The sequence below is a fragment of the Streptomyces olivochromogenes genome (assembly GCF_021538895.1).
Classification (GTDB): Bacteria; Actinomycetota; Actinomycetes; order Streptomycetales; family Streptomycetaceae; genus Streptomyces; species Streptomyces olivochromogenes_A.
Genome location: NZ_JADDRL010000017.1, coordinates 53,283 through 75,722 on the forward strand (window position 1 = coordinate 53,283; position 22,440 = coordinate 75,722).

The following is a 22,440-nucleotide window of genomic DNA, read 5'->3' on the forward strand; positions in this document are numbered from 1 at the left end:
CTTTAGGCACGGGACGGCAGACGGGCGGCCGGGCATGTACGACCCCACACGGCTCGCCGCGCTGGTCGCGGTGGCGGAGGCGGGTTCCATCACGCGGGCCGCCGAGCGGCTCGGCTACACGACCCCCGCGCTGTCTCAGCAGCTGGCCAAGCTGGAGCGGGAGGCGGGCACGGCGCTGCTGGTCCGCCACCACCGCGGAGCGCGGCTGACGGACGCGGGCGAGCTGCTGGTGGCGCGGGCGCGCCGGGTCCTGGACGAGCTGGAGCGCGCCCGGCACGAACTGGCCCGGCTGGCCGGGCTCTCGGGCGGCACGCTCAGGCTCGGCACCTTTCCGACGGCCGGGATCCATCTGCTGCCGCCGGCGCTCAGCGCGTTCCGCCGGGCGCATCCGGACGTGGAGCTGTCGGTGGCGGACTACGATCCGCCGGCCGGGGTGGCCGCGGTCGCGGCCGGGGAGGTGGACCTGGCGCTGACGCACGCATACCACCCGGCGGAGCCGTGGCCGGTGCCGTCCTCGGTCGGTCTGGAGCCGGTGCTGGAGGAGGAGCTGGTCCTGGTGACCGCTCCGGGGCACGTCCTGAGCGAGGGTTCCGCCCGGCTGCCGCTGTCCGAGCTGGCCGGCCAGCCGCTGATCAGCATGGCGCCGCACAATCCGGCCCGGCAGGGCGTCGAGTCCTTGCTGGCGGCGGCGGGGGCCACGCCGTCCGTGCTGGTCCCGACTCCCGGGTATGCGGTGGTGTGCGCGCTCGTGAGCGCGGGACTCGGCGTGGCGGTGGTACCGGAGATGGTGGCGCGGACGGCGGTCACTCCGGTCGGGGTACGGCCGTTGGCGGCGGGAGAACTGCGCCGTACGATCTCGGTCGCCCACCGGGCCGACGAGGTGGCCCCGGCCGCGGACGCCTTCCGGGCGCTGCTGCGGGGCGCGTTCGGTCGCGCACGACAGGGCTGACGCCAGAGGTCCTGCCGGCCCGCACGGCTCACGCTAGGGTTCCTGCTGACCCGCCGCGCTGACCGGCTGGGCCCGTACCGTCCAGGGCAGTTCGATGGAGACGGTCTTGCCGCCCTCGCGGGTGGGCCGCACCCGCAGCTTTCCGCCGCATTCGGCGGTGAGCCAGCGGATGATGACCAGACCGCGCCCGTTGTCCTGTTGGACGGCGGCGGGGAGTCTCTTGGGGAAGCGGGGGTGACTGTCGGTGACGCCGATACGCAGGTGTTCGTCGCGGTGGAGGACCATGTCCACCGTGAAGGTGGGTGACTGTCCGAACGTGTGCTGTACGGCGTTGGTGGCGAGTTCGGAGACGATGAGCCGGATGGTGTCGGCCACTTCCGTGTCCGCCGGCAGACCCCATTCCGCGAGCGTTCCCACCACGTAGGTACGAGCCACGGAGACCGAGGCGGGATCGCTCGGCAGAGTGACGGATGCTTCCAGATGGTCTGCCATGGCGACGTCGTCCCTTTCCCACGGGACCGGAGTCCGACACGGTGCGGATGGTTCGAGTACGGTCCCGGACTGGTGCTTCGTCGCCAGACTGCCATTACCAGGCCGGTCACGGGTGGCGATCCACCAAGATATGCATATATCTGTCGCTCGAAGCGGTGAACTCTGCGACGGCAGACCGTATTTGGGCGGCTCGGAAGGAGTAAGGAGTAGCCCATGCAGAACGGTCCCGCGGTGCGCCGCCGGAAACTGGGCGCCGAACTGCGCACCTTGCGCACCGAGGCGGGTCTCACGAGCGGCGAGGCGGCCCGGTTGGTGGGCTGGCACCAGTCGAAGGTGAGCCGCATCGAAACCGGCGCCAGCGGTGTGAAATCGGCCGATGTGCGGTTACTCCTCGATGCCTACGGAGTGACGGACGGCGAACTGCGTGACCTCCTGATGGTGTTGGCGGGGTCGGACGACGTCGCCGGCCGGCACCACTGGTGGCACGCCTATCGCGGGGTACTGCCGCACACCTACCGGGACTTCATCAGCCTGGAGTCGCAGGCCAGCGGGATGCGCACGCTGGAGACGTCGGTGGTCCCGGGGCTGTTGCAGACGCCGGAGTACGCCCGCGCGGTGACCAGGGCGGCCGTGAACGGGCGGGACGACGCCGAGGAGCGGCTGGCCGCGCTGGTGGAGGTGCGGCTCGCCCGGCAGGACGTGCTGCGTTCGGATCCGCCGCTGGAGCTGACCGCCGTGCTGGACGAGGCGGTGCTGCGGCGCGAGGTCGGAGGTCCTGACGTGATGGCGCGGCAGCTGGAACGGCTGATGGACGCGGCGCGCCTGCCCCAAGTACGGCTTCAGGTACTGCCGTTCGCGGCCGGTGCTCACATCGGCATCACCGGCCCTTTCGTTATCTTCTCATTTCCGAGCACATCTGATCTGGATGTGGTTGTTCTGGACCACTTGACGAGTAGCCTCTATCTCGAACGGAAAGAAGACCTCCAGGCCTACTCGGAGGCCTTCAACAACCTTCAGATCCACGCCCTTTCACCCGAGGACTCGTTGGAATACATCGCCGGGATAGGTGACGGCGCGTAAGGAGGCACCATGACTGCACTGCCTCGGAACGTTCCCTCAAGTACCGATCTGCACGGTGTGCGGTGGCTGCGCAGCAGTTACAGCACGGGAGCCAACAACTGCGTGGAGACGGCACGGCCGCGCTCCGGTCCGATGACCGGACAGCTGGCCGTGCGCGACTCCAAGGAACCGGCCGGACCCGCGCTGCTCTTCTCCCCCGAGAGCTGGGCGGGATTCGTCAGCGCGTTCCGTTGATCCCCGCGCACCCCGACTCGATCGATCCCAACTGATCACATTCCGTCAAGGCGGCGCTCGGCCGTGTCACGCCGACTCATGGTCGCGCCTCGCCGATCACACGTACAGCGCGTTCGATCTCGGCCCCGGAGAGGTCCGCTCGGGCGGTCAGCCTGAGCCGTGAGATGCCGTCGGGTACGGAGGGAGGACGGAAGCAGCCCACGACCAGGCCGGCCGTACGGCAGTCGGCCGCCCAGCGCACGGCCTGCTCCGGGGACGGTGCCCGCACCGAGACCACCGCGGCGTCCGGACGTACCGCTTCCAGACCCGCGGCGGTCAGGCGCGCGTGCAGTTCGGCGGCCACCGCGCGGGCCCGCGCGGCCCGCTCGGGCTCGCGGCGCAGCAGCCGGAGCGCCGCCAGGGCCGCGCCGGCCGACGCGGGGGCCAGGCCCGTGTCGAAGATGAACGTCCGTGCCGCGTTGACCAGATGGTCGATCACCCGGGCCGGGCCGAGCACCGCACCGCCCTGGCTGCCCAGCGACTTGGACAGGGTCACCGACACGACGACGTCGTCGGCACCGGCCAGTCCCGCCGCGTACGGGGCTCCCTGCCCGCCGTCGCCCAGGACACCGAGACCGTGGGCGTCGTCGACGACCAGCCCCGCCCCGTGCTCCCGGCACGCCGCGGCGAGTTCCGCGAGCGGCGCGGCGTCCCCGTCGACCGAGAACACCGTGTCGGAGACGACGATCGCGGGCCCCTCGTGCGTGCCCAGCGCCTTGCGCACCGCGTCCGGGTCGGCGTGCGCGACGACCTGCGTGGTGCCGCGGGCCAGCCGGCAGCCGTCGATGAGCGAGGCGTGGTTGCCGGCGTCGGAGACGATCAGGGAGTCGTGCGGGCCCAGCGCGGTGACCGCGGCGAGGTTGGCCGCGTACCCGGAGGAGAACACCAGGGCCGCCTCGAAGCCGCAGAAGTCGGCCAGCTCGCGCTCCAGCTCGGTGTGCAGTTCGGTGGTTCCGGTGACCAGCCGGGAGCCGGTCGCGCCGCCGCCCCAGGCGCGGGCCGCGGCCGCCGCGCCCTCGGTGACCTCGGGGTGCCGGGACAGGCCCAGGTAGTCGTTGCTCGCAAGGTCCAGCAGAGGTGAATCGGCGGGACGGGGCCGCAGGATCCGCACGAGTCCGGCGCGGCGCCGTTGCTCCGCCTGGTCGTCGATCCAGCCGAACACCATGGGTCCTCCGAGGCTTTTGTAGGTAGCGGACAGACACTAGTCGGACGCCCAGCCGCCCAGGGTGTGGCAATACCCACACGTCCAACCGTCTCCGTTGTGCAAACTCTCCTTGGCCCCGGGCGGTCCCGTAGGACAGGATCGGACCTCATGGACCTGCTGAACACGCTGGTGGACAAGGGGCTTCGGCGCGAGCTGCCGACCCGCGAGGAAGCACTCGCCGTGCTGGCCACCTCCGACGACGACGTACTCGATGTGGTGGCCGCGGCCGGCAAGGTGCGCCGGCACTGGTTCGGCCGGCGCGTGAAACTTAACTACCTGGTCAACCTCAAGTCCGGCTTGTGCCCGGAGGACTGCTCCTACTGCTCGCAGCGGCTCGGCTCCACGGCCGGCATCCTGAAGTACACCTGGCTCAAGCCCGACGAGGCCTCCGAGGCCGCCGCCGCGGGCCTGGCCGGTGGCGCCAAGCGGGTCTGTCTGGTGGCCAGCGGGCGCGGCCCGACGGACCGGGACGTGGACCGGGTGTCGGACACCATCAAGGCCATCAAGGAGCAGAACGAGGGCGTCGAGGTGTGCGCCTGCCTCGGTCTGCTCTCCGACGGTCAGGCCGAACGGCTGCGCGACGCGGGCGCGGACGCGTACAACCACAACCTCAACACGTCCGAAGGGACGTACGGGGACATCACGACCACGCACACGTACGCCGACCGGGTGGACACGGTGCAGAAGGCCCACGCGGCCGGTCTGTCCGCCTGCTCGGGTCTGATCGCGGGCATGGGCGAGAGCGACGAGGACCTGGTGGACGTGGTCTACTCGCTGCGCGAGCTGGACCCGGACTCGGTGCCGGTGAACTTCCTCATCCCGTTCGAGGGCACCCCGCTCGCCAAGGAGTGGAACCTCACCCCGCAGCGCTGTCTGCGCATCCTGGCGATGGTCCGGTTCGTCTGCCCGGACGTCGAGGTGCGGATCGCGGGCGGCCGCGAAGTGCATCTGCGCACCCTGCAGCCCCTCGCGCTGAACCTGGCCAACTCCATCTTCCTCGGCGACTACCTCACCAGTGAGGGCCAGGCCGGCAAGGCCGACCTGGACATGATCGCGGACGCCGGGTTCGAGGTGGAGGGCACCGACCAGGTGACGCTGCCCGAGCACCGGGCGACGGCCGGGGGCGGCTGCGGGTCCCACGAGAGCGCTGGTTGCGGCTCGCACGAGGGTGCCGGCTGCGGTGGGCACGAGGCCGCGGGCTGCGGCTCCCACGAGGGCGGCGGTGTCTGCGGGACGGCTCCGGTGGCGCAGACCGCCGAGCCGCGCACGGACCTGGTCTCCGTGCGCCGCCGGGGCGCCGGAACGGACCTCGCGCCCAATGCCTGACCTTCCGGACCTGAGCGTCCCCGAGCTGCTGGATCTCGACCGGCGGCACGTGTGGCATCCGTACGGACCGATGCCCGGGCGCACCGAACCGCTCGTCGTGGAGGCGGCGAGCGGGATCCGGCTGACCCTCGCGGACGGCTCGGGCGAGCTGGTGGACGGCATGTCGTCCTGGTGGTCGGCGATCCACGGCTACAACCACCCGGTGCTCAACGAGGCCGTGCAGGCGCAGTTGGGCCGGATGAGTCACGTGATGTTCGGCGGGCTCACGCACGAGCCCGCCGTGCGCCTCGCGAAGCTCCTTGTCGACATGTCGCCCGACGGTCTGGAGCACGTCTTCCTCGCCGACTCCGGCTCGGTGTCGGTCGAGGTCGCCGTGAAGATGTGCCTGCAGTACTGGCGCTCGCTCGGCCGTCCGCAGAAGCGGCGGCTGCTGACCTGGCGGGGCGGCTACCACGGCGACACCTGGCAGCCGATGGCCGTGTGCGACCCCGACGGCGGGATGCACGAGCTGTGGACCGGCGTCCTGCCGCGCCAGGTGTTCGCGGACGCGCCGCCGGCCGAGTACGAGGAGTCGTACGCCGAACACCTGCGCTCGCTGATCGAACGTCACGCCGACGAGGTCGCCGCGGTGATCGTCGAGCCCGTGGTGCAGGGCGCGGGCGGCATGCGCTTCCACTCCCCCGCGTATCTGCGGGTGCTGCGCGAGGCGTGCGACGCGCACGACGTGTTGCTGGTGTTCGACGAGATCGCGACCGGGTTCGGGCGCACGGGCGCGCTGTTCGCGGCGGACCACGCCGCGGTGACGCCGGACGTGATGTGCCTGGGCAAGGCCATGACCGGCGGCTATCTGACGATGGCGGCGACGCTGTGCACGCCGCGGGTGGCCGACGGCATCTCGATGGGCGAGGTCCCGGTGCTGGCCCACGGGCCGACGTTCATGGGCAACCCGCTGGCGGCGGCGGTGGCCTGCGCCTCGATCGGGCTGCTGCTCGGGCAGGACTGGCTGTCCGAGGTGAAGCGGATCGAGACGGGCCTCAGGGACGGGCTCGCCCCGGCCGCGGAGCTGCCCGGAGTGAAGGACGTACGGGTCCTGGGTGCCATCGGGGTGGTCCAGCTGGACCACGAGGTGGACATGGCGGCGGCCACCCGGGCCGCCGTGCGCGAGGGCGTGTGGCTGCGGCCGTTCCGCGACATGGTCTACACGATGCCGCCCTATGTCAGCGGCGACGAGGACGTGGCACGAGTCGCCCGCGCGGTGTGCGCGGCGGCGCGGGAGGGTTGAGATGCCGGTACTGATGATCACGGGCACGGGCACGGAGGTCGGCAAGACCGTCACGACCGCCGCCGTGGCCGCCGCCGCGCTCGCGGCCGGGCGGTCGGTGGCCGTGCTGAAGGCGGCCCAGACGGGCGTAGGGCCCGACGAGCCCGGCGACGCCGACGAGGTGGTCCGGCTCGCGGGCCCGGTGGCGGCGAGCGAAATGGCCCGCTACCCCGAGCCGCTGGCGCCGGGCACGGCGGCGCGCCGGGCGGGTCGCGCCCCGGTCCATCCCCAGGAGGTGGCCGAGGCCGCCGCCAAGCTGGCCACCGAGCACGATCTGGTGCTGGTCGAGGGGGCCGGCGGGCTGCTCGTCCGGTTCGACGCCGCGGGCGGGACGCTGGCGGACGCCGCCCGGCTGCTGAACGCGTCGGTGCTGGTCGTCGCCTCCGCGGGGCTCGGCACGCTGAACACGACGGAACTGACGGCGCGGGAACTGCGTTCCCGGGAACTCACCCTGCTGGGTGTGGTGATCGGCAGCTGGCCCGACTCCCCGGACCTCGCGTCCCGGTGCAATGTGGCCGACCTCTCGGAGGTCGCGGGCGCCCCGCTGCTCGGTGCGCTTCCCGCCGGTGCCGGGTCGCTGGCGCCCACCGACTTCCGTACGGCGGCTCCCGGCTGGCTGTCGCCACGGCTGGACGGGACCTGGGACGCGGAGGCGTTCCGGGTGCGCGAGGCGCCCTGAGGCGACCGCTCGGGGGGTGTCGGCGTCCGTCAGGTTCTGTCAGGGTCCGACAGCAGCCGCACCAGTTCGATACGGGAGCGGATGCCCAACCGGGCGAAGACACCGCGCAGATGGTGGTCGATCGTGCGGCGGCTGAGCGCGAGCCGGTCGGCTATCTCGCGGTTGGTGGCGCCCTCGGCGGCCATGCGGGCGACCATCAGCTGCTGCGCGGTGAGCAGGGCGGCCGGATCCGTCGTGGTGGGCGCGTTCACCGGCGTGCCCAGGGCGCGGAGTTCGGCGCGGGCCGAGGCCGCGCAGTGCGCGGCGCCGAAGGATTCGAAGGCCTCCAGGGCGCTGTGCAGACGGTCACGGGCCTCGGGGCGGTGCCGCAGACGGCGCAGGGCGCCCGCGAAGAGCAGCTCGGTGCGGGCGCGTTCGACGTCGCGGGTGCCGCGCGCGTGCAGGTCGAGGGCGGCGCGGTAGTGCTCGACGGCCTCGGCGCCCGGGGCGAGCAGGGCCTGGCAGCGGGCGCTGAGCGCCAGGTCGTCGGGGCTGCCGACGGCGCTCGCCCACCGGTGGTAGTCGGCGTGGGCGGCGCGCGCGACCCGGGTGTCCCCGGTGCGGACGGCGGCCTCGACGTAGTGCGGGGTGGCCAGGTGCCGGATGGCGCGGTGCCCGTGGCCGGGGCCGAATCCGGCGAGGGCACGCAGCCGGGCCGCCGCCGCCGGGAAGCGCCCGCCGGCCAGGTCCAGGAAGGCGAGCGCCCATTGGGCGAGCGCGGCGGGCAGGCCCAGGCCGTGGGCGAGGGCGTGGGAGCGGGCGGCCGCGGCACGCTCCCGGCACGCCCGCTCGTCGCCGGTGACCGCGGCGAACATGGCGAGGGCGGCCCGCAGATGGCAGGCCCCGTTGTCCTGCCCGGTGGCGTACGCCTGGGCCAGCGCCTCCTGGGCTGCGGCCTCGGCGGCGCGGGTGCGTCCGCTCCAGAAGTCGGCGTACGCCCGGAACTCCTGGGCCTGTACGGCGATGGCGGGGGTGCCCCGTGCCCGGGCCGAGGCGGCCGCGCGGAGGGTGGCGGTGGCGGCGCGGGTGTGGTCGCCGAGGAGGAGGGCGGCGATGCCCGCGTGGATCAGCGCGGTCGGGTCGTCGCCGGGCCCGCAGCGGCCGGCCGTCGCTTCGAGCGCGTCGCGTGCGTCCTCGTAGCGGCCCTCGACCGCGGCGTCGAGTCCGGCGAGGGCACCGGGAGGCGGCACGCCGAGCCGGTGGGCGACGGCGGAGGCCTCCCGGCACCTTTTCAGGTCGCCGGTGTAGACGGCGGCTTCGGTGGCCAGCGCCAGTAGTTCGACGGAGTGCGCGGCCGGTGACGGCGGGCGGGCGGCGGCGAGCAGGGCGTCGAAGGCCTCCGAGGCGTCTCCCGCGCGCAGGGCGAGGACACCGTCGAGCGCGGAGTCGTCCGTGCGGGCGGCGAGCCGGCGTGCCCGGTCGGCGTCCCCCGCCGCCCAGGCGTCGGCGGCGGCGCCGGCCACCAGCCGGGCCTGGGCGCGGGGATCGGGGCAGAGCGCGGCGGCGCGTTCGGTGAGCGCGCCGGCCAGGGCCCGCCGGCCGGCGGCCCGGGAGCGGTCGGCGGCGGTGCGGAGTTCCGCCGTGAGCCGTCCGCTGGGCCCGAGCGCGGCGGCGCCCCGGTGCCAGGAGCGGTGCGGCGCCTCCCCCTTGCCGCTCAGCACCCGGGCGAGCAGCCGGTGGGCGTCGCGCCGGTCCGCCGGGGAGGCGGTCTCGTAGGCGGCGATCCTGGTCCAGGTGTCCCGGAAGACCACGCCGTCGGCCGTGGGGTGCGCGAGACCGGCCGCCTCCGCCGGCTCCAGGGGGCGGGTGTCGAGGCGGGCGGCGGCGACCGCGCGCAGGAACGCCCGTGTGGGAACCGGGTGCTGGTCGGCGGCGGCGAGGAGGAGCAGCAGCCGGGTGTCGTCGGGCAGGGCGCGGATCGCCCGGCGGTGGGCGCGCAGCAACTCGGGGGCGAGGTCGGCGGGTTCGGTGGGCAGCGGGTCGAGTCCGGCCCGCTGCCGTGCGGTCAGGCGGGCGGCGAGTTCGGCGGCCGCGCGCGCATCGCCGTGTGCGAGGCGGCGCACGCGCGCGTGCACGCCTTCGGCGAGCGTTGGGTCAGGGTGTCGCCCCGCGTCGGTGGGCTGCGGTGGCGAAGTGCGGTCGAGAGGTGGGGGGTTCACCGGCGTCACCACACCTTCGACGTTACTGGCGAGTTAGTTGAGACGTAAAGACTGGCGACTTCACCGATGCGGCGCGCGTAGACCCGTCCCGACACTCCTGAGCGACCCCACCCGTTTCAGGAGGCATCCATGCAACGCCACAAGCGTCGCGTCGCCACGGCACTGTCGGCGATGACCGCATCGCTCCTTCTGTCACTCCCCCTCACCGCGGCCCCGGCGCACGCGGCGAGCCACAACCCGATCGTGTTCGTCCACGGGATCAGCAGCTCGGCGAGCAGCTGGGACGACTGGGTCGCGGACTTCGAGGCCGACGGCTACGCGTCCTCGGAGCTGTTCGCCTGGTCGTACGACTGGTCGCAGTCGAACGCCACCACCGCCCAGCAGCTGGCCACCGAGGTCAAGAGCGTGCTGGCGCGGACCGGCGCGTCCAAGGTCGACCTCGTCGTCCACTCCATGGGCGCGCTCAACGGCCGCTACTACCTCAAGAACCTCGGCGGAACGTCGTACGTGGACGACTTCGTGTCCGTCGCCGGGGTGAACCACGGCACCTCCACCGCCTCCCTGTGCGGGTGGCTGTACACGTCCTGCAAGGAGATGCAGACGGGCAGCTCGTTCCTGACGGCGTTGAACTCCGGTGACGAGACGCCGGGCAGCGTGTCGTACGCGAGCTACTGGTCGAACTGCGACGAGGCGATCAACCCGGACAGCTCGGCGCTGCTCAGCGGAGCGACCAATGTCGGGGTCGGCTGCATCTCGCACACCGACATGAACAACGACCACGGCGTGTACGAACAGGTGCGCGACTTCATCGCGTGAGCGTCAGCGGGGGTGTGACGGGCCCGCGCGGGGGACAATGCCCTTGTCGCCCTTGTCTCCCTTGTCCCCCAGTACCGTCCCGACCGTCCTGTTGGGGAGGTTGCCATGCGGATGCGCCCCGCCGGCTCCGGCAAGGTGGTGCGGGATCCCGTCCACCACCCGCTGTTCGCCCGCTACTACGCCCGCGTCAGCGTGGGCGCCGAGACGCGGCTCGGCATGGCCGGGGTGCGCGACCGGCTGCTCGCCGGGCTGTCCGGCCGCGTGATCGAGATCGGCGCGGGCAACGGGCTGAACTTCGGCCACTACCCGGGCGCCGTCTCGGAGGTCGTCGCGATCGAACCGGAGCGCCGGCTGCGGCAGTTGGCGGTGGAGGCCGCGCTGCGCAGCGAGGTGCCGGTGGATGTGGCGCCGGGCGCGGCGGAGGCACTGCCGGTCAAGAGCGAGGCCTTCGACGCGGCCGTGCTGTCCCTCGTGCTGTGCAGCGTCCGTGATCTGCCGCGCGCCCTCGGGGAGGTGCGGCGCGTCCTGCGGCCCGGCGGCGAGCTGCGCTTCTTCGAGCACGGCCGGGGCGGCGGCCCGGCGATGACCCTCACCCAGCGCGCCCTGGACCGGACGCTGTGGCCCCCGCTCAACGGCGGCTGCCACCTCGCCCGGGAGCCGGTCGCGGCGCTGCGGGACGCCGGGTTCGAACTCGGCCCGTACCGGCAGGTGTTGATGCCGGAGAAGGGGCCGCGGCTGCCCACCTCGTACTGCGTGCTGGGCACGGCCTGGCGGCCCGGTCCCGGGCCCGGCGACCCCGGCGACCCCGGCGACCCCGGCGACACGGAGGCGTGATCGCCCCGGCCCACCGGCACGCGCGCCGCGCCTCCACCCCAGGGTGGAATGTGTCCCTTACACCGGCATCGGGGACCCGCCCCTGGGGTGGAGAGACAGTCTCGGCCACAGGGGGGATTCCGGCTGTGCGCGTCGTCACACTAGGCTCGGCCGGGACACGGGAGTCCTGACGTCGAGGTGCGCGAGGAGGCCGCCTTGTCCACACCTGTTGCGGAGCATCCGCCGGACGAGGTGCCGGCCGACGGGATCGCGGCCCGCGCCCGCGGGCTGACGAAGGCCTACGGCTCGGGCGAGACCGCGGTGCTCGCCCTCGACGCGGTGGACGTGGAGATCGCGCGCGGCCGCTTCACCGCCGTCATGGGGCCCTCCGGTTCCGGGAAGTCCACGCTGATGCACTGTCTGGCCGGACTCGACACGGTCTCGGCCGGCCAGGTGTGGCTCGGCGACACCGAGATAACCGGGCTGAAGGAGCGGGAGCTGACCCGGCTGCGGCGTGACCGGATCGGGTTCATGTTCCAGTCGTTCAACCTCATCCCGACGCTGAACGCGGCCGAGAACATCACCCTGCCCATGGACATCGCGGGCAAGAAGCCCGACGAGAAGTGGCTGGACCAGGTCATCGACACCCTCGGTCTGCGGGGCCGGCTCAAGCACCGTCCGGCGCAGCTCTCCGGCGGGCAGCAGCAGCGCGTGGCCTGCGCGCGGGCGCTGGCCTCCCGGCCCGAGCTGATCTTCGCCGACGAGCCGACCGGCAACCTGGACTCGCGGGCCGGGCTCGAAGTCCTCGGGTTCCTGCGGGACGCCGTGGACGAACTCGGGCAGACCGTGGTCATGGTGACCCACGACCCGGGCGCCGCCGCCCACTCCGACCTGGTGCTCTTCCTCGCCGACGGACGGATCGTGGACCGGATGGAGCGCCCGACGGCCCAGGCCGTGCTGGAACGCATGAAGCGATTCGACGTCACCCGGACCCAGGCCGACGGCGACGGCGCCGCCGAGGAGGTCTGACCCGGTGCTGAAGGCAACGCTCAGGAGCTTCCTCGCCCACAAGGGACGGCTGCTGCTGTCCGCGCTCGCCGTCCTGCTGTCCGTGGCGTTCGTCGCGGGCAGCCTGATCTTCTCCGACACCGTCAGCCGCACCTTCGACCGGCTGTTCGCCTCCACCGCCGCCGACGTGACGGTGGAGCCGAAGGACGACCTCAAGTCGTCCGTGCCGACGGGTGCCGTGCAGACCGTGCCCGCCGCGCTCGCCCAGCAGGTCGCTCACGTCGACGGGGTCGTGGAGACCCACGCGGACGTGTCCGTCGAGAACATCGTGGTGGTCGACAGCCACAACAAGTCCGTCGGCCCGACCACCGGCGCCCCGACCATCGCCACCGACTGGTACGTCACCGACCGCAGCCCGGTGAAGCTGACCTCCGGTCACGCCCCGCGCGGCGCGGGCGAGGCACTGCTCGACGCGGACACCGCCGACAAGAAGCAGGTACGGATCGGCGACACGCTGACCGTCCAGGCGCAGCCGGGCACCTTCCCGGTGAAGGTCGTCGGCATCGCCACCTTCACGACCACCAACCCGGGCGCCGCCCTCGTCTTCCTCGACCCCGCCGTCGCGGCCGAGAAACTGCTCGGCTCCGCCGGCAAGGCCACCAGCATCTCGGTGGACGCGGCGAAGGGCGTGACCGACGCGGCGCTCAAACACCGGGTCGGCGCGGCCGTCGGCACCGGCGCCTACGACCTGAGGACCGCCGACGAGCAGGCCAAGTCGGACGCCGCCGACCTCGGCGGATTCCTCGACGTCATCAAGTACGTGATGCTCGGCTTCGCCGGGATCGCCGTGCTCGTCGGCATCTTCCTGATCGTCAACACCTTCTCCATGCTGATCGCCCAGCGCACCCGCGAACTCGGTCTGCTGCGGGCGCTGGGCGCCGACCGGCGGCAGGTGCGGCGGTCCGTGCTCACCGAGGCGGTGCTGCTCGGCGTGGTCGGCTCCACGCTGGGCCTGGCGGCCGGCATCGGGCTGGCCTTCGGGCTGATCCGGCTGATGAGCGCGTTCGGCATGAACCTCAAGGCCACCGAGATGGTCATCGGGTGGCCGACGCCCGTCGCCGCGTACGTCGTCGGCGTCGGCGTCACCTTCGTCGCCGCCTATCTGCCGGCCCGGCGCGCGGCGACCGTCTCCCCGATGGCGGCACTGGCGGACGCCGAGATCGCCGGTGTGGGGCGGCCGTTGCGGATGCGGGCCATCGTCGGGTCCGTCGTCGGGTTGGCCGGTGCGGCCGCGCTCGCCGGCTGCGCGGCCGCGACGAAGACCGCCTCGGCGGCCTCCCTGCTGGGCCTCGGCGTCGTCCTCACGCTCGTCGCGACCGTGATCGCCGGCCCGCTGCTGGTGCGGCCCGTGATCCGAGTCCTCGGCGGGGCCTTCCCCGCGCTGTTCGGCTCGATCGGCCGGATGAGCCAGCGCAACGCGCTGCGCAATCCGCGCCGCACCGGCGCCACCGCGGCCGCGCTCATGGTGGGACTCGCCCTGGTCGGCGGGATGTCGGTGGCCAGCGCCTCCATGTCCAAGTCGTTCGACCAGCAGATAGACAAGACACTCGGCGCCGACTACGTGATCCAGAACAGCAACTTCCAGCCGTTCACCCAGGAGATCACGGACAAGGTGCGCGGCACCGACGGCGTGGGCCTGGTCGTGCGGCAGCGGTTCGCGCCGGTGGCGGTGCGCCTGCCGGACGGCAAGCGGATCAAGACCACCGCCGCCGGGTACGACGCGCGCCTCGACGACGTCGCCCACGTCACCTACGCGGGCGGCGACACCGCGGCGGCACTCGCCGACGGCGCCCTCGGCATGGACGTGGACTTCGCCAAGGACCACCACGTCCGCCTGGGCAGCACGATCCCCGTCGAGTTCCAGGGCGGCCGCAGCGCCGAGATGAACGTGACCGCGCTCACCGACCAGGGCGGCGGCGACGGATTCGGCATGCAGGGCGGGCTGTTCTTCGGCATCGCCACGGTCGAGAAGTACGTCCCGGGCGGCCAGGACTCCTCGCTGTACGTGAACAAGACGGCCGGTACCACCGCCGACCAGCTGCGCACTCGGCTGGAGAAGACCCTCGACCCCTACCCGCAGGTGCAGGTGCGCGACCAGGCCGACTACAAGAAGCTGGTCCACGACCAGATCGCGGTGCTGCTCTACCTGGTGTACGCGCTGCTCGGGCTCGCGATCGTCATCGCGGTGCTCGGCGTCGTCAACACCCTCGCCCTGTCGGTGGTGGAGCGGACCCGCGAGATCGGTCTGCTGCGGGCGATCGGCCTGGCCCGGCGGCAGCTGCGCCGGATGATCCGCCTGGAGTCGGTGGTGATCGCGGTGTTCGGCGCGGTCCTCGGGCTGGCGCTCGGCCTGGTGTGGGGCGTGTGCACCCAGCAGGTGCTGGCGCTGCAGGGCATGTCGGCGCTGGCGATCCCCTGGAGCACGATCGTCGCGGTCGTGGTGGGCTCGGCCGTGGTGGGCATCGTGGCGGCGCTGCTGCCGGCGTTGCGTGCCTCGCGCATGAACGTGCTGGCGGCCATCGCGCACGAGTGACGCAGTCGCGGCTTGCGCTCAAGTCACCCGCCGGTGAGGAGAGTTCATGCCGCGTCCGTTCCGTCTCGGCGTGCCGGGGAACCCGGGTACGACATGATCCTCGGCCGCGCCCCGCGCCGTCCCGGGTGCCGCTGTGGTGTCTGTCCGCATGACGGAATTCCGCGTCGGGCGCCGCGCCCCGTGCTGTGATCATCCGCATGACCGCATTGCGCATACGTCCCGCCGGCCCCGACGATCTCGACGCCGTGCTCGCCTTCTGGAAGGTGGCCGCCGAGGGAACCAGCATCAGCGACGACCGCGACGGCGTGGAGCGGCTGGTCGCCCGCGACCCCGAGGCGCTCATCCTCGCCTTGGGGGTCCCCCCTGGTCGGGCGAAGTCGCGAGCTTCGGGGAGGGACGGCGAACTGGTCGGCACGGTGATCGCCGGCTTCGACGGCTGGCGCTGCCATCTGTACCGGCTGGCGGTGCATCCGCAGCGGCGGCGCCAGGGCATCGGCTCGGCGCTGCTGGCCGCCGCCGAGGACCGGTTCGTACGGCTCGGCGGGCGGCGCGGCGACGCGATGGTGCTGGTCCGCAACGAGACGGCGCAGCAGGCCTGGCGGGCGGCCGGATACGCGCCCGAGGAGCGCTGGCGCCGCTGGGTGAAGCCACTGACCGACTGACGCCCCTCCGGCTCGCTTTGCCGATCCTTTACCATTGGAGGACATTCGGTTTCTTGCCGGCCTCTGATGAAAGGTGTGAGCGTCCGCCCATGGGCGAGCCTCCCGGCCAACGACATCGCGCGTTCCTCCCTGCCCTGCCCGATCATGGGACGGAGGTGACCCGATGACCGAAGTGCTGCTCCTGCTGGTGGCGGTCCTGCTCGCGCTCGCCTGCGGCGGCTTCGTCGCCGCCGAGTTCTCGCTGACCACGGTCGAGCGCGGCGAGCTGGAGCGGGCGGCGCGACGCGGCGAACGCGGCGCGGCGGGCGCCCTCAAGGCCGTACGGAACCTGACGTTCCAGCTCTCCGGGGCGCAGCTCGGCATCACGGTCACGAACCTGGTGGTCGGCATGCTCGCCGAGCCGTCCATCGCCAAGCTCCTGGCGGGACCGCTGGAGGAGCTCGGCGTCTCGGCCTCGGCGGCCGAGTCCGTCGCCCTGGTCGTGGGTACGGCCCTGTCGACGGTGTTCCTGATGGTCGTCGGCGAGCTCGTGCCGAAGAACTGGGCGATCTCCTCACCGCTGGCCGTGGCCAAGACGGTGGGCAACGCGCAGCGTTTGTTCAGCGCGCTCTTCCGCCCCTTCATCACGCACCTGAACAACACGGCCAACCGCGTGGTGCGCCGCTTCGGCGTGGAACCCGCCGAGGAGCTGGCCTCCGCGCGCGGACCGCAGGAGCTGGCGGCGCTGGCCCGGCACTCCGCCCGGGCGGGCGCCCTGGAGGCGGACACCGCCGAACTGTTCGTACGGACGCTGAACCTCGCCGATCTCAGCGCGGAGAACGTGATGACACCGCGCGTCCAGGTCGTCGCCCTGGACGCGCAGGCGACCTGCGAGGACGTGGCGAATGCGACCCGGGCGACCGGCCTGTCCCGGTTCCCGGTCTACCGCGGCAGCCTCGACTCGGTCGTCGGCACCGCCCACGTCAAGGACGTGCTGGCCCTGCCGGCCGAGGAGCGGCCGCGCCGTTCGGTCGCCCAGGTGATGCGCGAGCCCCTGCTGGTCCCCGAGTCGCTGACCGTCGACCGGCTGCTCGACCGGCTCTCCGGCAAGCGCACGATGGCCGTGATCATCGACGAGTACGGCGGTACGGCGGGTGTCGCGACGCTGGAGGACATCGTCGAGGAGGTCGTCGGCGAGGTGCGGGACGAGCACGACCCGCACGAGACCCCCGACCTCGCCCCGGCCGGCGCCGACGAGGCGGGCCGGGCGCTGTACTCGGCGGACGGCGCCGCCCGCACGGACCAGCTCGCGCGCGTGGGACTGCGGGCCCCCGACGGGCCGTACGAGACGCTGGCCGGGCTCGTCGCGACGCTGCTCGGCCGCATACCCGAGACGGGTGACCGCGTCGAGGTCGCCGGCTGGCGGCTGGACGTGGTGGACGCGTCGGGACGCCGCGCGGCCCGGGTGCTGCTGCACGCGCCACTGGACGACGAGGCCGCCACCGGCCGTGAGGGGGAGGTCGGACGATGACCACGGTCCAGATACTGATCGGTCTGGCGTCGCTCGTCGTCAACGCCTTCTTCGTGGGCGCCGAGTTCGCGCTGATCTCGGTGCGCCGCAGCCAGATCGAGCCGCACGCGGAGGAGGGCGACCGGCGCGCGAAGAGCGTGCTGTGGGGCCTGGAGCACGTGTCCGCGCTGCTGGCGGCCGCCCAGCTCGGCATCACGCTGTGCACGCTGGTGCTGGGTGTCGTCGCCGAACCGGCGATCGCGCACCTGCTGGAACCGGTGTTCCACGCGGTGGGCGTGCCCAAGGGCGCGGGCCACGCCGTCTCCTTCGTGATCGCGCTGACCCTGGCCACCTATCTGCACATGCTGCTCGGCGAGATGGTGCCCAAGAACATCGCCCTCGCCGAACCGGTGCGCAGTGCCCTGGTGCTCGGCCCGCCCCTGGTCGCGCTGTCCCGGGCCCTGCGCCCGGTGATCTTCACGATCAACGCCTTCGCCAACGCGCTGCTGAAGCTGCTGCGCGTGGAGGCGAAGGGCGAGGTCGCCGCGACCTTCTCCGACGCGGAGCTGGCGGAGATCGTCAAGGACGCCGGCGAGGCGGGCCTGATCGACGAGCGGGCCCGGGAGCGGCTGCACGACGCGCTGGAGCTCGGCCGGCGTCCGGTGCAGGACGTCGTGGTCCCGCTGGAAAAGGTGGAGTACGCGAGCGTGGGCGTCACCCCGGAGCAGCTGGAGCAGTTGTCGGCCCATTCGGGCTTCTCCCGCTTCCCGGTGGTGGACGAGGGCCGGCGGATCGTCGGCTACCTGCATGTGAAGGACGCGCTGGACGCCTCCCCGCGCGAGGACCCCTTCCGGCTGCGGGACATGCGCCCCATCGCGCGCGTGCGGGAGAGCACGCCGCTGGACGACGTGCTCACCGCGATGCGGGGCAGCCGTACGCATCTGGCGGCGGTGCTCGGCGCGGACGGGCGACTGGCCGGGCTGGTGACGATGGAGGACGTGCTGCGGGAGCTGTTCGGCCGGCACGCGTGAGCCCGCGGGGGCCGCGGGTGGCCGAGCCCCCGGAGGCGGCGGAGGCCGCTCCACCGGCGGACACCGGGCCGACCGACCGGCGGGTATGGAGCTCGGATACCATCGCTGTCGCCATGCAGACGATTCCCACACACTCCAGCCTGGTCGCGGTCGGCGACTCGTTCACCGAGGGCATGTCGGACCTGCTGCCGGACGGCTCCTACCGGGGCTGGGCCGACCTCCTCGCCGCGCGGATGGCCGCCACCACTCCCGGCTTCCGGTACGCCAACCTGGCCGTGCGCGGCAAGCTGATCCGGCAGATCGTCGACGAGCAGGTCGAGGTGGCGGCCGCGATGAACGCGGACGTGATCACGCTGGTCGGCGGGCTCAACGACACGCTGCGGCCCAAGTGCGACATGGGCCAGGTACGCGGGCTGCTGACGGAGGCGGTGGAGCGCCTCGCCCCGTCGTGCCGGCAGCTGGTGCTGATGCGCAGCCCGGGCCGCCAGGGCCCGGTCCTGGAGCGCTTCCGCCCGCGCATGGAGGAGCTGTTCACCCACGTCGAGGAGCTCGCCGAGCGGCACGGCGCGCTGGTCGTCGACCTGTACCGGGCGCCCTCGCTGTCCGACCCCCGGCTGTGGGACGTGGACCGGCTGCACCTGACGGGCGAGGGGCACCGGCGGGTCGCGGAGGCCGTCTGGCAGACGCTCGGCTACGAACCCGAGGACACCGAGTGGCGCACGCCGATGCCGGCCACCCCGCGGCCGGGGTGGGCCACCCGGCGCTCCGCGGACGTGCGGTTCGCCCGGGAGCACCTGCTGCCGTGGATCGGCCGGCGGCTGACCGGCCGCTCGTCCGGGGACGGCCTCCCCGCGAAGCGGCCCGAGCTGCTGCCGTACGAGGGCCCGGCGGCGTAGCGTCGCTCCCATGACCACCCGGGTGATCAACGTCCGGGGCCGGATCCACGAGTTCGGCCCCCGGTTGGAGCACGCCCCCGCGGACGTGGTCTACGTCGGCCGCCGCTGGACCATGGGCGGCTGGGACCTGCCCCGTCACCCGCTGTACAACCCCTTCGCCTACGACACCCCGAAGAAGAAGCGGCACGGCACGCGGGCCGAGGTCATGGCGATGTACCGGGCGTACCTTCTGGAACGCCCCGAGCTCCTGGACCTGGTGCCGGACCTGCGTGGAAAGACCCTGGCCTGCTGGTGCGCGCCTGAACTCTGCCACGCCGAAGTACTGGCGGAACTGGCCGACACGGACGGCGTGACCCCGGTCTCGTAGGTTCCACCGACGGAGCCTGTGGCGCTGGCCTGCACGAATCGCCAGTAGAATCCGTACACGTGACTTCTGCGCCCGCCAAGCCCCGTATTCCGAACGTCCTCGCCGGACGCTACGCCTCCGCCGAGCTCGCCACGCTCTGGTCGCCCGAGCAGAAGGTGAAGCTGGAGCGGCAGCTCTGGCTCGCCGTGCTGCGGGCCCAGAAGGACCTCGGGATCGAGGTGCCGGACGCGGCGATCGCCGACTACGAGCGTGTCCTCGACCAGGTCGACCTGGCCTCGATCGCCGAGCGCGAGAAGGTCACCCGGCACGACGTGAAGGCCCGCATCGAGGAGTTCAACGACCTCGCCGGGCACGAGCACGTGCACAAGGGCATGACGTCCCGCGACCTGACCGAGAACGTCGAGCAGCTGCAGATCCGGCTCTCGCTGGAGCTGATGCGGGACCGTACGGTGGCCGTGCTCGCGCGCCTGGGCAAGCTGGCCGGCGAGTACGCCGAGCTGGTCATGGCCGGCCGCTCGCACAACGTCGCCGCCCAGGCCACCACCCTCGGCAAGCGCTTCGCGACCGCCGCCGACGAGCTGCTCGTGGCCTACGGCCGGGTCGAGGAGCTGCTCGGCCGCTACCCGCTGCGCGGCATCAAGGGTCCGGTCGGCACGGCGCAGGACATGCTGGACCTGCTCGGCGGGGACGCCGCCAAGCTGGCCGAGCTGGAGGACCGGATCGCCGGGCACCTGGGCTTCTCCCAGGCCTTCACCTCCGTCGGCCAGGTCTATCCGCGCTCGCTGGACTACGAGGTCGTCACCGCGCTGGTGCAGCTGGCCGCCGGGCCGTCCTCGCTGGCCAAGACGATCCGCCTGATGGCCGGGCACGAGCTGGTGACCGAGGGCTTCAAGCCGGGCCAGGTCGGCTCGTCCGCCATGCCGCACAAGATGAACACCCGCTCCTGCGAGCGCGTCAACGGCCTCATGGTCATCCTGCGCGGCTACGCCTCGATGACCGGGGAGCTGGCGGGCGACCAGTGGAACGAGGGCGACGTGTCCTGCTCGGTGGTGCGCCGGGTCGCGCTGCCGGACGCCTTCTTCGCCCTGGACGGTCTGCTGGAGACCTTCCTGACCGTGCTCGACGAGTTCGGCGCCTTCCCGGCGGTCGTCGCCCGGGAGCTGGACCGCTACCTGCCGTTCCTCGCCACCACCAAGGTGCTGATGGGCGCGGTGCGCGCGGGCGTCGGCCGCGAGGTCGCGCACGAGGCGATCAAGGAGAACGCGGTCGCCACCGCGCTCGCGATGCGGGAGCAGGGCGCCGAGCGCAACGACCTGCTCGACAAGCTCGCCGCCGACGAGCGGCTCCCGCTCGACCGGGCGCAGCTGGGCGAGCTGATGGCCGACAAGCTGTCCTTCACCGGCGCGGCCGCCGACCAGGTCGCTGTCGTCGTCGGTCGTATCGAGGAGATCGCCAAGCAGCGCCCGGAGGCCGCCGGGTACACCCCGGGGGCGATCCTCTGACCCGCTTCACCCAGGCGGAACTGGAGGCCGCCCGCGACCGTCTCGTACCGGACGTGGTCGCGGACGGCCTCCACGTCCTGTTCTGCGGGATCAATCCCGGCCTGATGACGGCGGCGACGGGCCACCACTTCGCCCGTCCCGGCAACCGTTTCTGGCCAGTGCTCCATCTGTCCGGGTTCACGCCGAGGCTCATGAAGCCGGCCGAGCAGCGGGAGCTGTTGTCGTACGGCCTCGGCATCACGAACGTCGTGGCGCGGGCGACGGCGCGGGCCGACGAGCTGTCCGCGCAGGAGTACGTCGAGGGCGGGCGGCAGCTGACGGCGAAGGTGACCCGGCTGCGGCCGCGCTGGCTCGCGGTGGTCGGGGTGACCGCGTACCGGGCCGCGTTCGGGGACCGCAAGGCCCGGGTGGGGCCGCAGGAGGGGACGATCGGGGACACGCGCGTGTGGGTGCTGCCCAATCCCAGCGGACTGAACGCCCACTGGACGGCGGCGACGATGGCCGAGGAGTACGCCCGGCTGCGCGAGGCGGCGGGCGAGGACGGTCACGGCGGGTCCGTCTCCGTGACGATCCCGAGGAGTTGAAAGGGCAGCTCCTTGTCCCACTGGGACACCCCGAGGGCGACCCACCGGCCCGACTCGGGCACCCGCCACAGCTGGACGTCCGGCACGTGCCCGGACAGGCCGGCCCACGGCTGCTCGATGTCCTCCCCGTCCATGGTCCGCACGTGGACGCTGTGGAGGCTGATGGCCTCCGCCGGCCCCCAGCGGTCCGCGAACCGCTCGCCGAGGCCGTCCCGGTCGATCTCGTACTGCGCTGCCGTCTCCTCGCGTTCCGTGCCGTCGTCCTCCCAGAACTCGCCGCTCGTCTGTAATTCGGCTATGTGGTATCCGGGCCCGCTCTCGCCGTGCTCCGTCCTGCCGTGCGCTGCGGGGAACTCCCGGGCGCACAGCAGGTCGATGAGGGTCAGGCACTTCGCGATGTCCATGTGATCCAGTAAAGCGGGCGCCACTGACATTTGGCGGGGCGTCAAGCATCCCGTCGCCGCAGGCTCCAGGCTCCCGCGAGCAGCGCGGCCGCCGCCCACAGCACGGTCACGGCAAGCCCGGTCCATGGGCCCAGGGTGCCGTCCCAGGAGCTGTGAAGCGCCACTTGGCCCGCCCGGTCGGGCAGGAAGTCGGCGACGCCGCCGGACATGTCGCCGATGACGAACGACACGATCAGCAGGAACGGGATCAGTGTGCTCAGCGTCGCCACACCGCTGCGCAGGACGGCCGCGACTCCCGCCGCGAACAAGGCCATCAGGGTCAGGTAGAGGGCGCAGCCGAGCGTGCCGCGCAGCCCCTCGGTCCAGGTCGGCGCCGTCGCGCCGGACACGGCCCCGGCCACGGCGAGGGTCAACGGGCCGGTGAGCAGGCCGACGGCGAGCACCGGCACGCCGATCGCCGTGGCCTTGGCCGCGAACCACCGCCCCCGGTCGGGCACCGCGGACAGCGTCAGACGCAGGGCGCCGCCGTGGAACTCGGCCGAGACGGCCGTCGCCCCGAACGCGATGGCCGCGGTCTGCCCGAAGCCGACGCCGAAGAACGCGGAGAACAGGGGGTCGGTGCCGTCGGTGCCGACCGCGCCGAGCGCGGAGAAGGCGACGGTGGCGAGCAGGACAGCGCCGAGGCTGCCGACGAGCGACGGCAGTGTGCGGATCTTGATCCACTCGGACCGGAGGACGGGCGTGAAGGACATG

Annotated in this window: 22 protein-coding genes; 17 read left to right on the plus strand and 5 right to left on the minus strand. The window is 72.8% G+C overall.

Annotated elements, in window-relative coordinates:
• Window positions 1-34: 34 nt before the first annotated feature.
• Window positions 35-949 carry a LysR family transcriptional regulator gene (locus tag IPZ69_RS11145; RefSeq protein ID WP_235453892.1) on the plus strand — a complete coding sequence of 305 codons (915 nt, stop codon included), beginning with the start codon at window positions 35-37 and terminating at the stop codon, window positions 947-949.
• Between the two features lie 33 nt (window positions 950-982).
• On the opposite strand, the gene IPZ69_RS11150 is transcribed toward IPZ69_RS11145, so the two are convergent.
• Window positions 983-1,441, minus strand: coding sequence for an ATP-binding protein (locus IPZ69_RS11150; RefSeq protein ID WP_235453893.1), 459 nt, complete (start codon window positions 1,439-1,441; stop codon window positions 983-985).
• 213 nt (window positions 1,442-1,654) lie between these two features.
• Between IPZ69_RS11150 and IPZ69_RS11155 the strand changes: the two genes are divergently transcribed.
• Window positions 1,655-2,521: a helix-turn-helix domain-containing protein gene (locus tag IPZ69_RS11155; RefSeq protein WP_235453894.1), complete on the plus strand. Its 867-nt coding sequence runs from the start codon at window positions 1,655-1,657 to the stop codon at window positions 2,519-2,521.
• A 9-nt stretch (window positions 2,522-2,530) separates the two neighbouring features.
• The gene (locus IPZ69_RS11160) at window positions 2,531-2,755 is read left to right on the plus strand and encodes a DUF397 domain-containing protein (protein WP_235453895.1); all 225 of its coding nucleotides are present in this window, start codon (window positions 2,531-2,533) and stop codon (window positions 2,753-2,755) included.
• 76 nt (window positions 2,756-2,831) lie between these two features.
• On the opposite strand, the gene IPZ69_RS11165 is transcribed toward IPZ69_RS11160, so the two are convergent.
• Window positions 2,832-3,959 carry an 8-amino-7-oxononanoate synthase gene (locus tag IPZ69_RS11165; RefSeq protein WP_235453896.1) on the minus strand — a complete coding sequence of 376 codons (1,128 nt, stop codon included), beginning with the start codon at window positions 3,957-3,959 and terminating at the stop codon, window positions 2,832-2,834.
• Between the two features lie 147 nt (window positions 3,960-4,106).
• Between IPZ69_RS11165 and bioB the strand changes: the two genes are divergently transcribed.
• From bioB to bioD, 3 genes are read left to right on the plus strand one after another with little or no spacing between them, the layout of a single operon-like run.
• On the plus strand, window positions 4,107-5,324 hold the full coding sequence (bioB, locus tag IPZ69_RS11170; RefSeq protein WP_235453897.1) for a biotin synthase BioB: 1,218 nt from the start codon (window positions 4,107-4,109) through the stop codon (window positions 5,322-5,324).
• Complete coding sequence (locus IPZ69_RS11175; protein WP_235453898.1) at window positions 5,317-6,606, plus strand: adenosylmethionine--8-amino-7-oxononanoate transaminase; 1,290 nt, start codon at window positions 5,317-5,319, stop codon at window positions 6,604-6,606. Before bioB ends, IPZ69_RS11175 begins: the two co-directional genes overlap by 8 nt.
• Window position 6,607: 1 nt before the next feature.
• Window positions 6,608-7,324: a dethiobiotin synthase gene (gene bioD, locus IPZ69_RS11180; protein WP_235453899.1), complete on the plus strand. Its 717-nt coding sequence runs from the start codon at window positions 6,608-6,610 to the stop codon at window positions 7,322-7,324.
• Window positions 7,325-7,353: 29 nt separating this feature from the next.
• On the opposite strand, the gene IPZ69_RS11185 is transcribed toward bioD, so the two are convergent.
• Window positions 7,354-9,534 (minus strand): helix-turn-helix transcriptional regulator, encoded by a 2,181-nt coding sequence (locus tag IPZ69_RS11185; RefSeq protein ID WP_235453900.1) that lies wholly within the window; start codon window positions 9,532-9,534, stop codon window positions 7,354-7,356.
• A gap of 117 nt (window positions 9,535-9,651) precedes the next feature.
• Between IPZ69_RS11185 and IPZ69_RS11190 the strand changes: the two genes are divergently transcribed.
• From IPZ69_RS11190 to mug, 11 genes are all read left to right on the plus strand, one after another.
• On the plus strand, window positions 9,652-10,338 hold the full coding sequence (locus IPZ69_RS11190; protein ID WP_235453901.1) for an esterase/lipase family protein: 687 nt from the start codon (window positions 9,652-9,654) through the stop codon (window positions 10,336-10,338).
• A gap of 105 nt (window positions 10,339-10,443) precedes the next feature.
• Window positions 10,444-11,172, plus strand: coding sequence for a class I SAM-dependent methyltransferase (locus IPZ69_RS11195; RefSeq protein ID WP_235453902.1), 729 nt, complete (start codon window positions 10,444-10,446; stop codon window positions 11,170-11,172).
• 195 nt (window positions 11,173-11,367) lie between these two features.
• A complete protein-coding gene (locus IPZ69_RS11200) occupies window positions 11,368-12,180 on the plus strand; it encodes an ABC transporter ATP-binding protein (RefSeq protein ID WP_235453903.1) in 813 nt (270 codons plus the stop codon).
• Window positions 12,181-12,184: 4 nt separating this feature from the next.
• Window positions 12,185-14,752, plus strand: coding sequence for an ABC transporter permease (locus IPZ69_RS11205; RefSeq protein WP_235453904.1), 2,568 nt, complete (start codon window positions 12,185-12,187; stop codon window positions 14,750-14,752).
• 197 nt (window positions 14,753-14,949) lie between these two features.
• Window positions 14,950-15,414, plus strand: coding sequence for a GNAT family N-acetyltransferase (locus IPZ69_RS11210; protein ID WP_235453905.1), 465 nt, complete (start codon window positions 14,950-14,952; stop codon window positions 15,412-15,414).
• Between the two features lie 163 nt (window positions 15,415-15,577).
• Window positions 15,578-16,924 carry a hemolysin family protein gene (locus tag IPZ69_RS11215; RefSeq protein ID WP_235453906.1) on the plus strand — a complete coding sequence of 449 codons (1,347 nt, stop codon included), beginning with the start codon at window positions 15,578-15,580 and terminating at the stop codon, window positions 16,922-16,924.
• A complete protein-coding gene (locus tag IPZ69_RS11220) occupies window positions 16,921-17,934 on the plus strand; it encodes a hemolysin family protein (protein WP_235453907.1) in 1,014 nt (337 codons plus the stop codon). The genes IPZ69_RS11215 and IPZ69_RS11220 overlap by 4 nt, the downstream gene beginning before the upstream one ends.
• Window positions 17,935-18,047: 113 nt before the next feature.
• On the plus strand, window positions 18,048-18,830 hold the full coding sequence (locus IPZ69_RS11225) for an SGNH/GDSL hydrolase family protein (RefSeq protein WP_235453908.1): 783 nt from the start codon (window positions 18,048-18,050) through the stop codon (window positions 18,828-18,830).
• Between the two features lie 10 nt (window positions 18,831-18,840).
• Window positions 18,841-19,197 carry a DUF4326 domain-containing protein gene (locus IPZ69_RS11230; RefSeq protein ID WP_235453909.1) on the plus strand — a complete coding sequence of 119 codons (357 nt, stop codon included), beginning with the start codon at window positions 18,841-18,843 and terminating at the stop codon, window positions 19,195-19,197.
• 59 nt (window positions 19,198-19,256) lie between these two features.
• Complete coding sequence (gene purB / locus IPZ69_RS11235; protein ID WP_235453910.1) at window positions 19,257-20,699, plus strand: adenylosuccinate lyase; 1,443 nt, start codon at window positions 19,257-19,259, stop codon at window positions 20,697-20,699.
• Window positions 20,696-21,283, plus strand: coding sequence for a G/U mismatch-specific DNA glycosylase (gene mug / locus IPZ69_RS11240; RefSeq protein WP_235453949.1), 588 nt, complete (start codon window positions 20,696-20,698; stop codon window positions 21,281-21,283). The genes purB and mug overlap by 4 nt, the downstream gene beginning before the upstream one ends.
• Here mug and IPZ69_RS11245 read toward each other — a convergent pair.
• Together IPZ69_RS11245 and IPZ69_RS11250 are read right to left on the minus strand one after the other, a co-directional pair.
• Window positions 21,244-21,687, minus strand: a complete 444-nt coding sequence (locus IPZ69_RS11245; protein WP_235453911.1) for a hypothetical protein — start codon at window positions 21,685-21,687, stop codon at window positions 21,244-21,246. The two genes, mug and IPZ69_RS11245, sit on opposite strands and share 40 nt — an antisense overlap.
• Window positions 21,688-21,728: 41 nt before the next feature.
• Entirely contained in the window at window positions 21,729-22,439 is a 711-nt protein-coding gene (locus IPZ69_RS11250; protein ID WP_235453912.1) for an ABC transporter permease, read from the minus strand.
• Window position 22,440 lies beyond the last annotated feature (1 nt).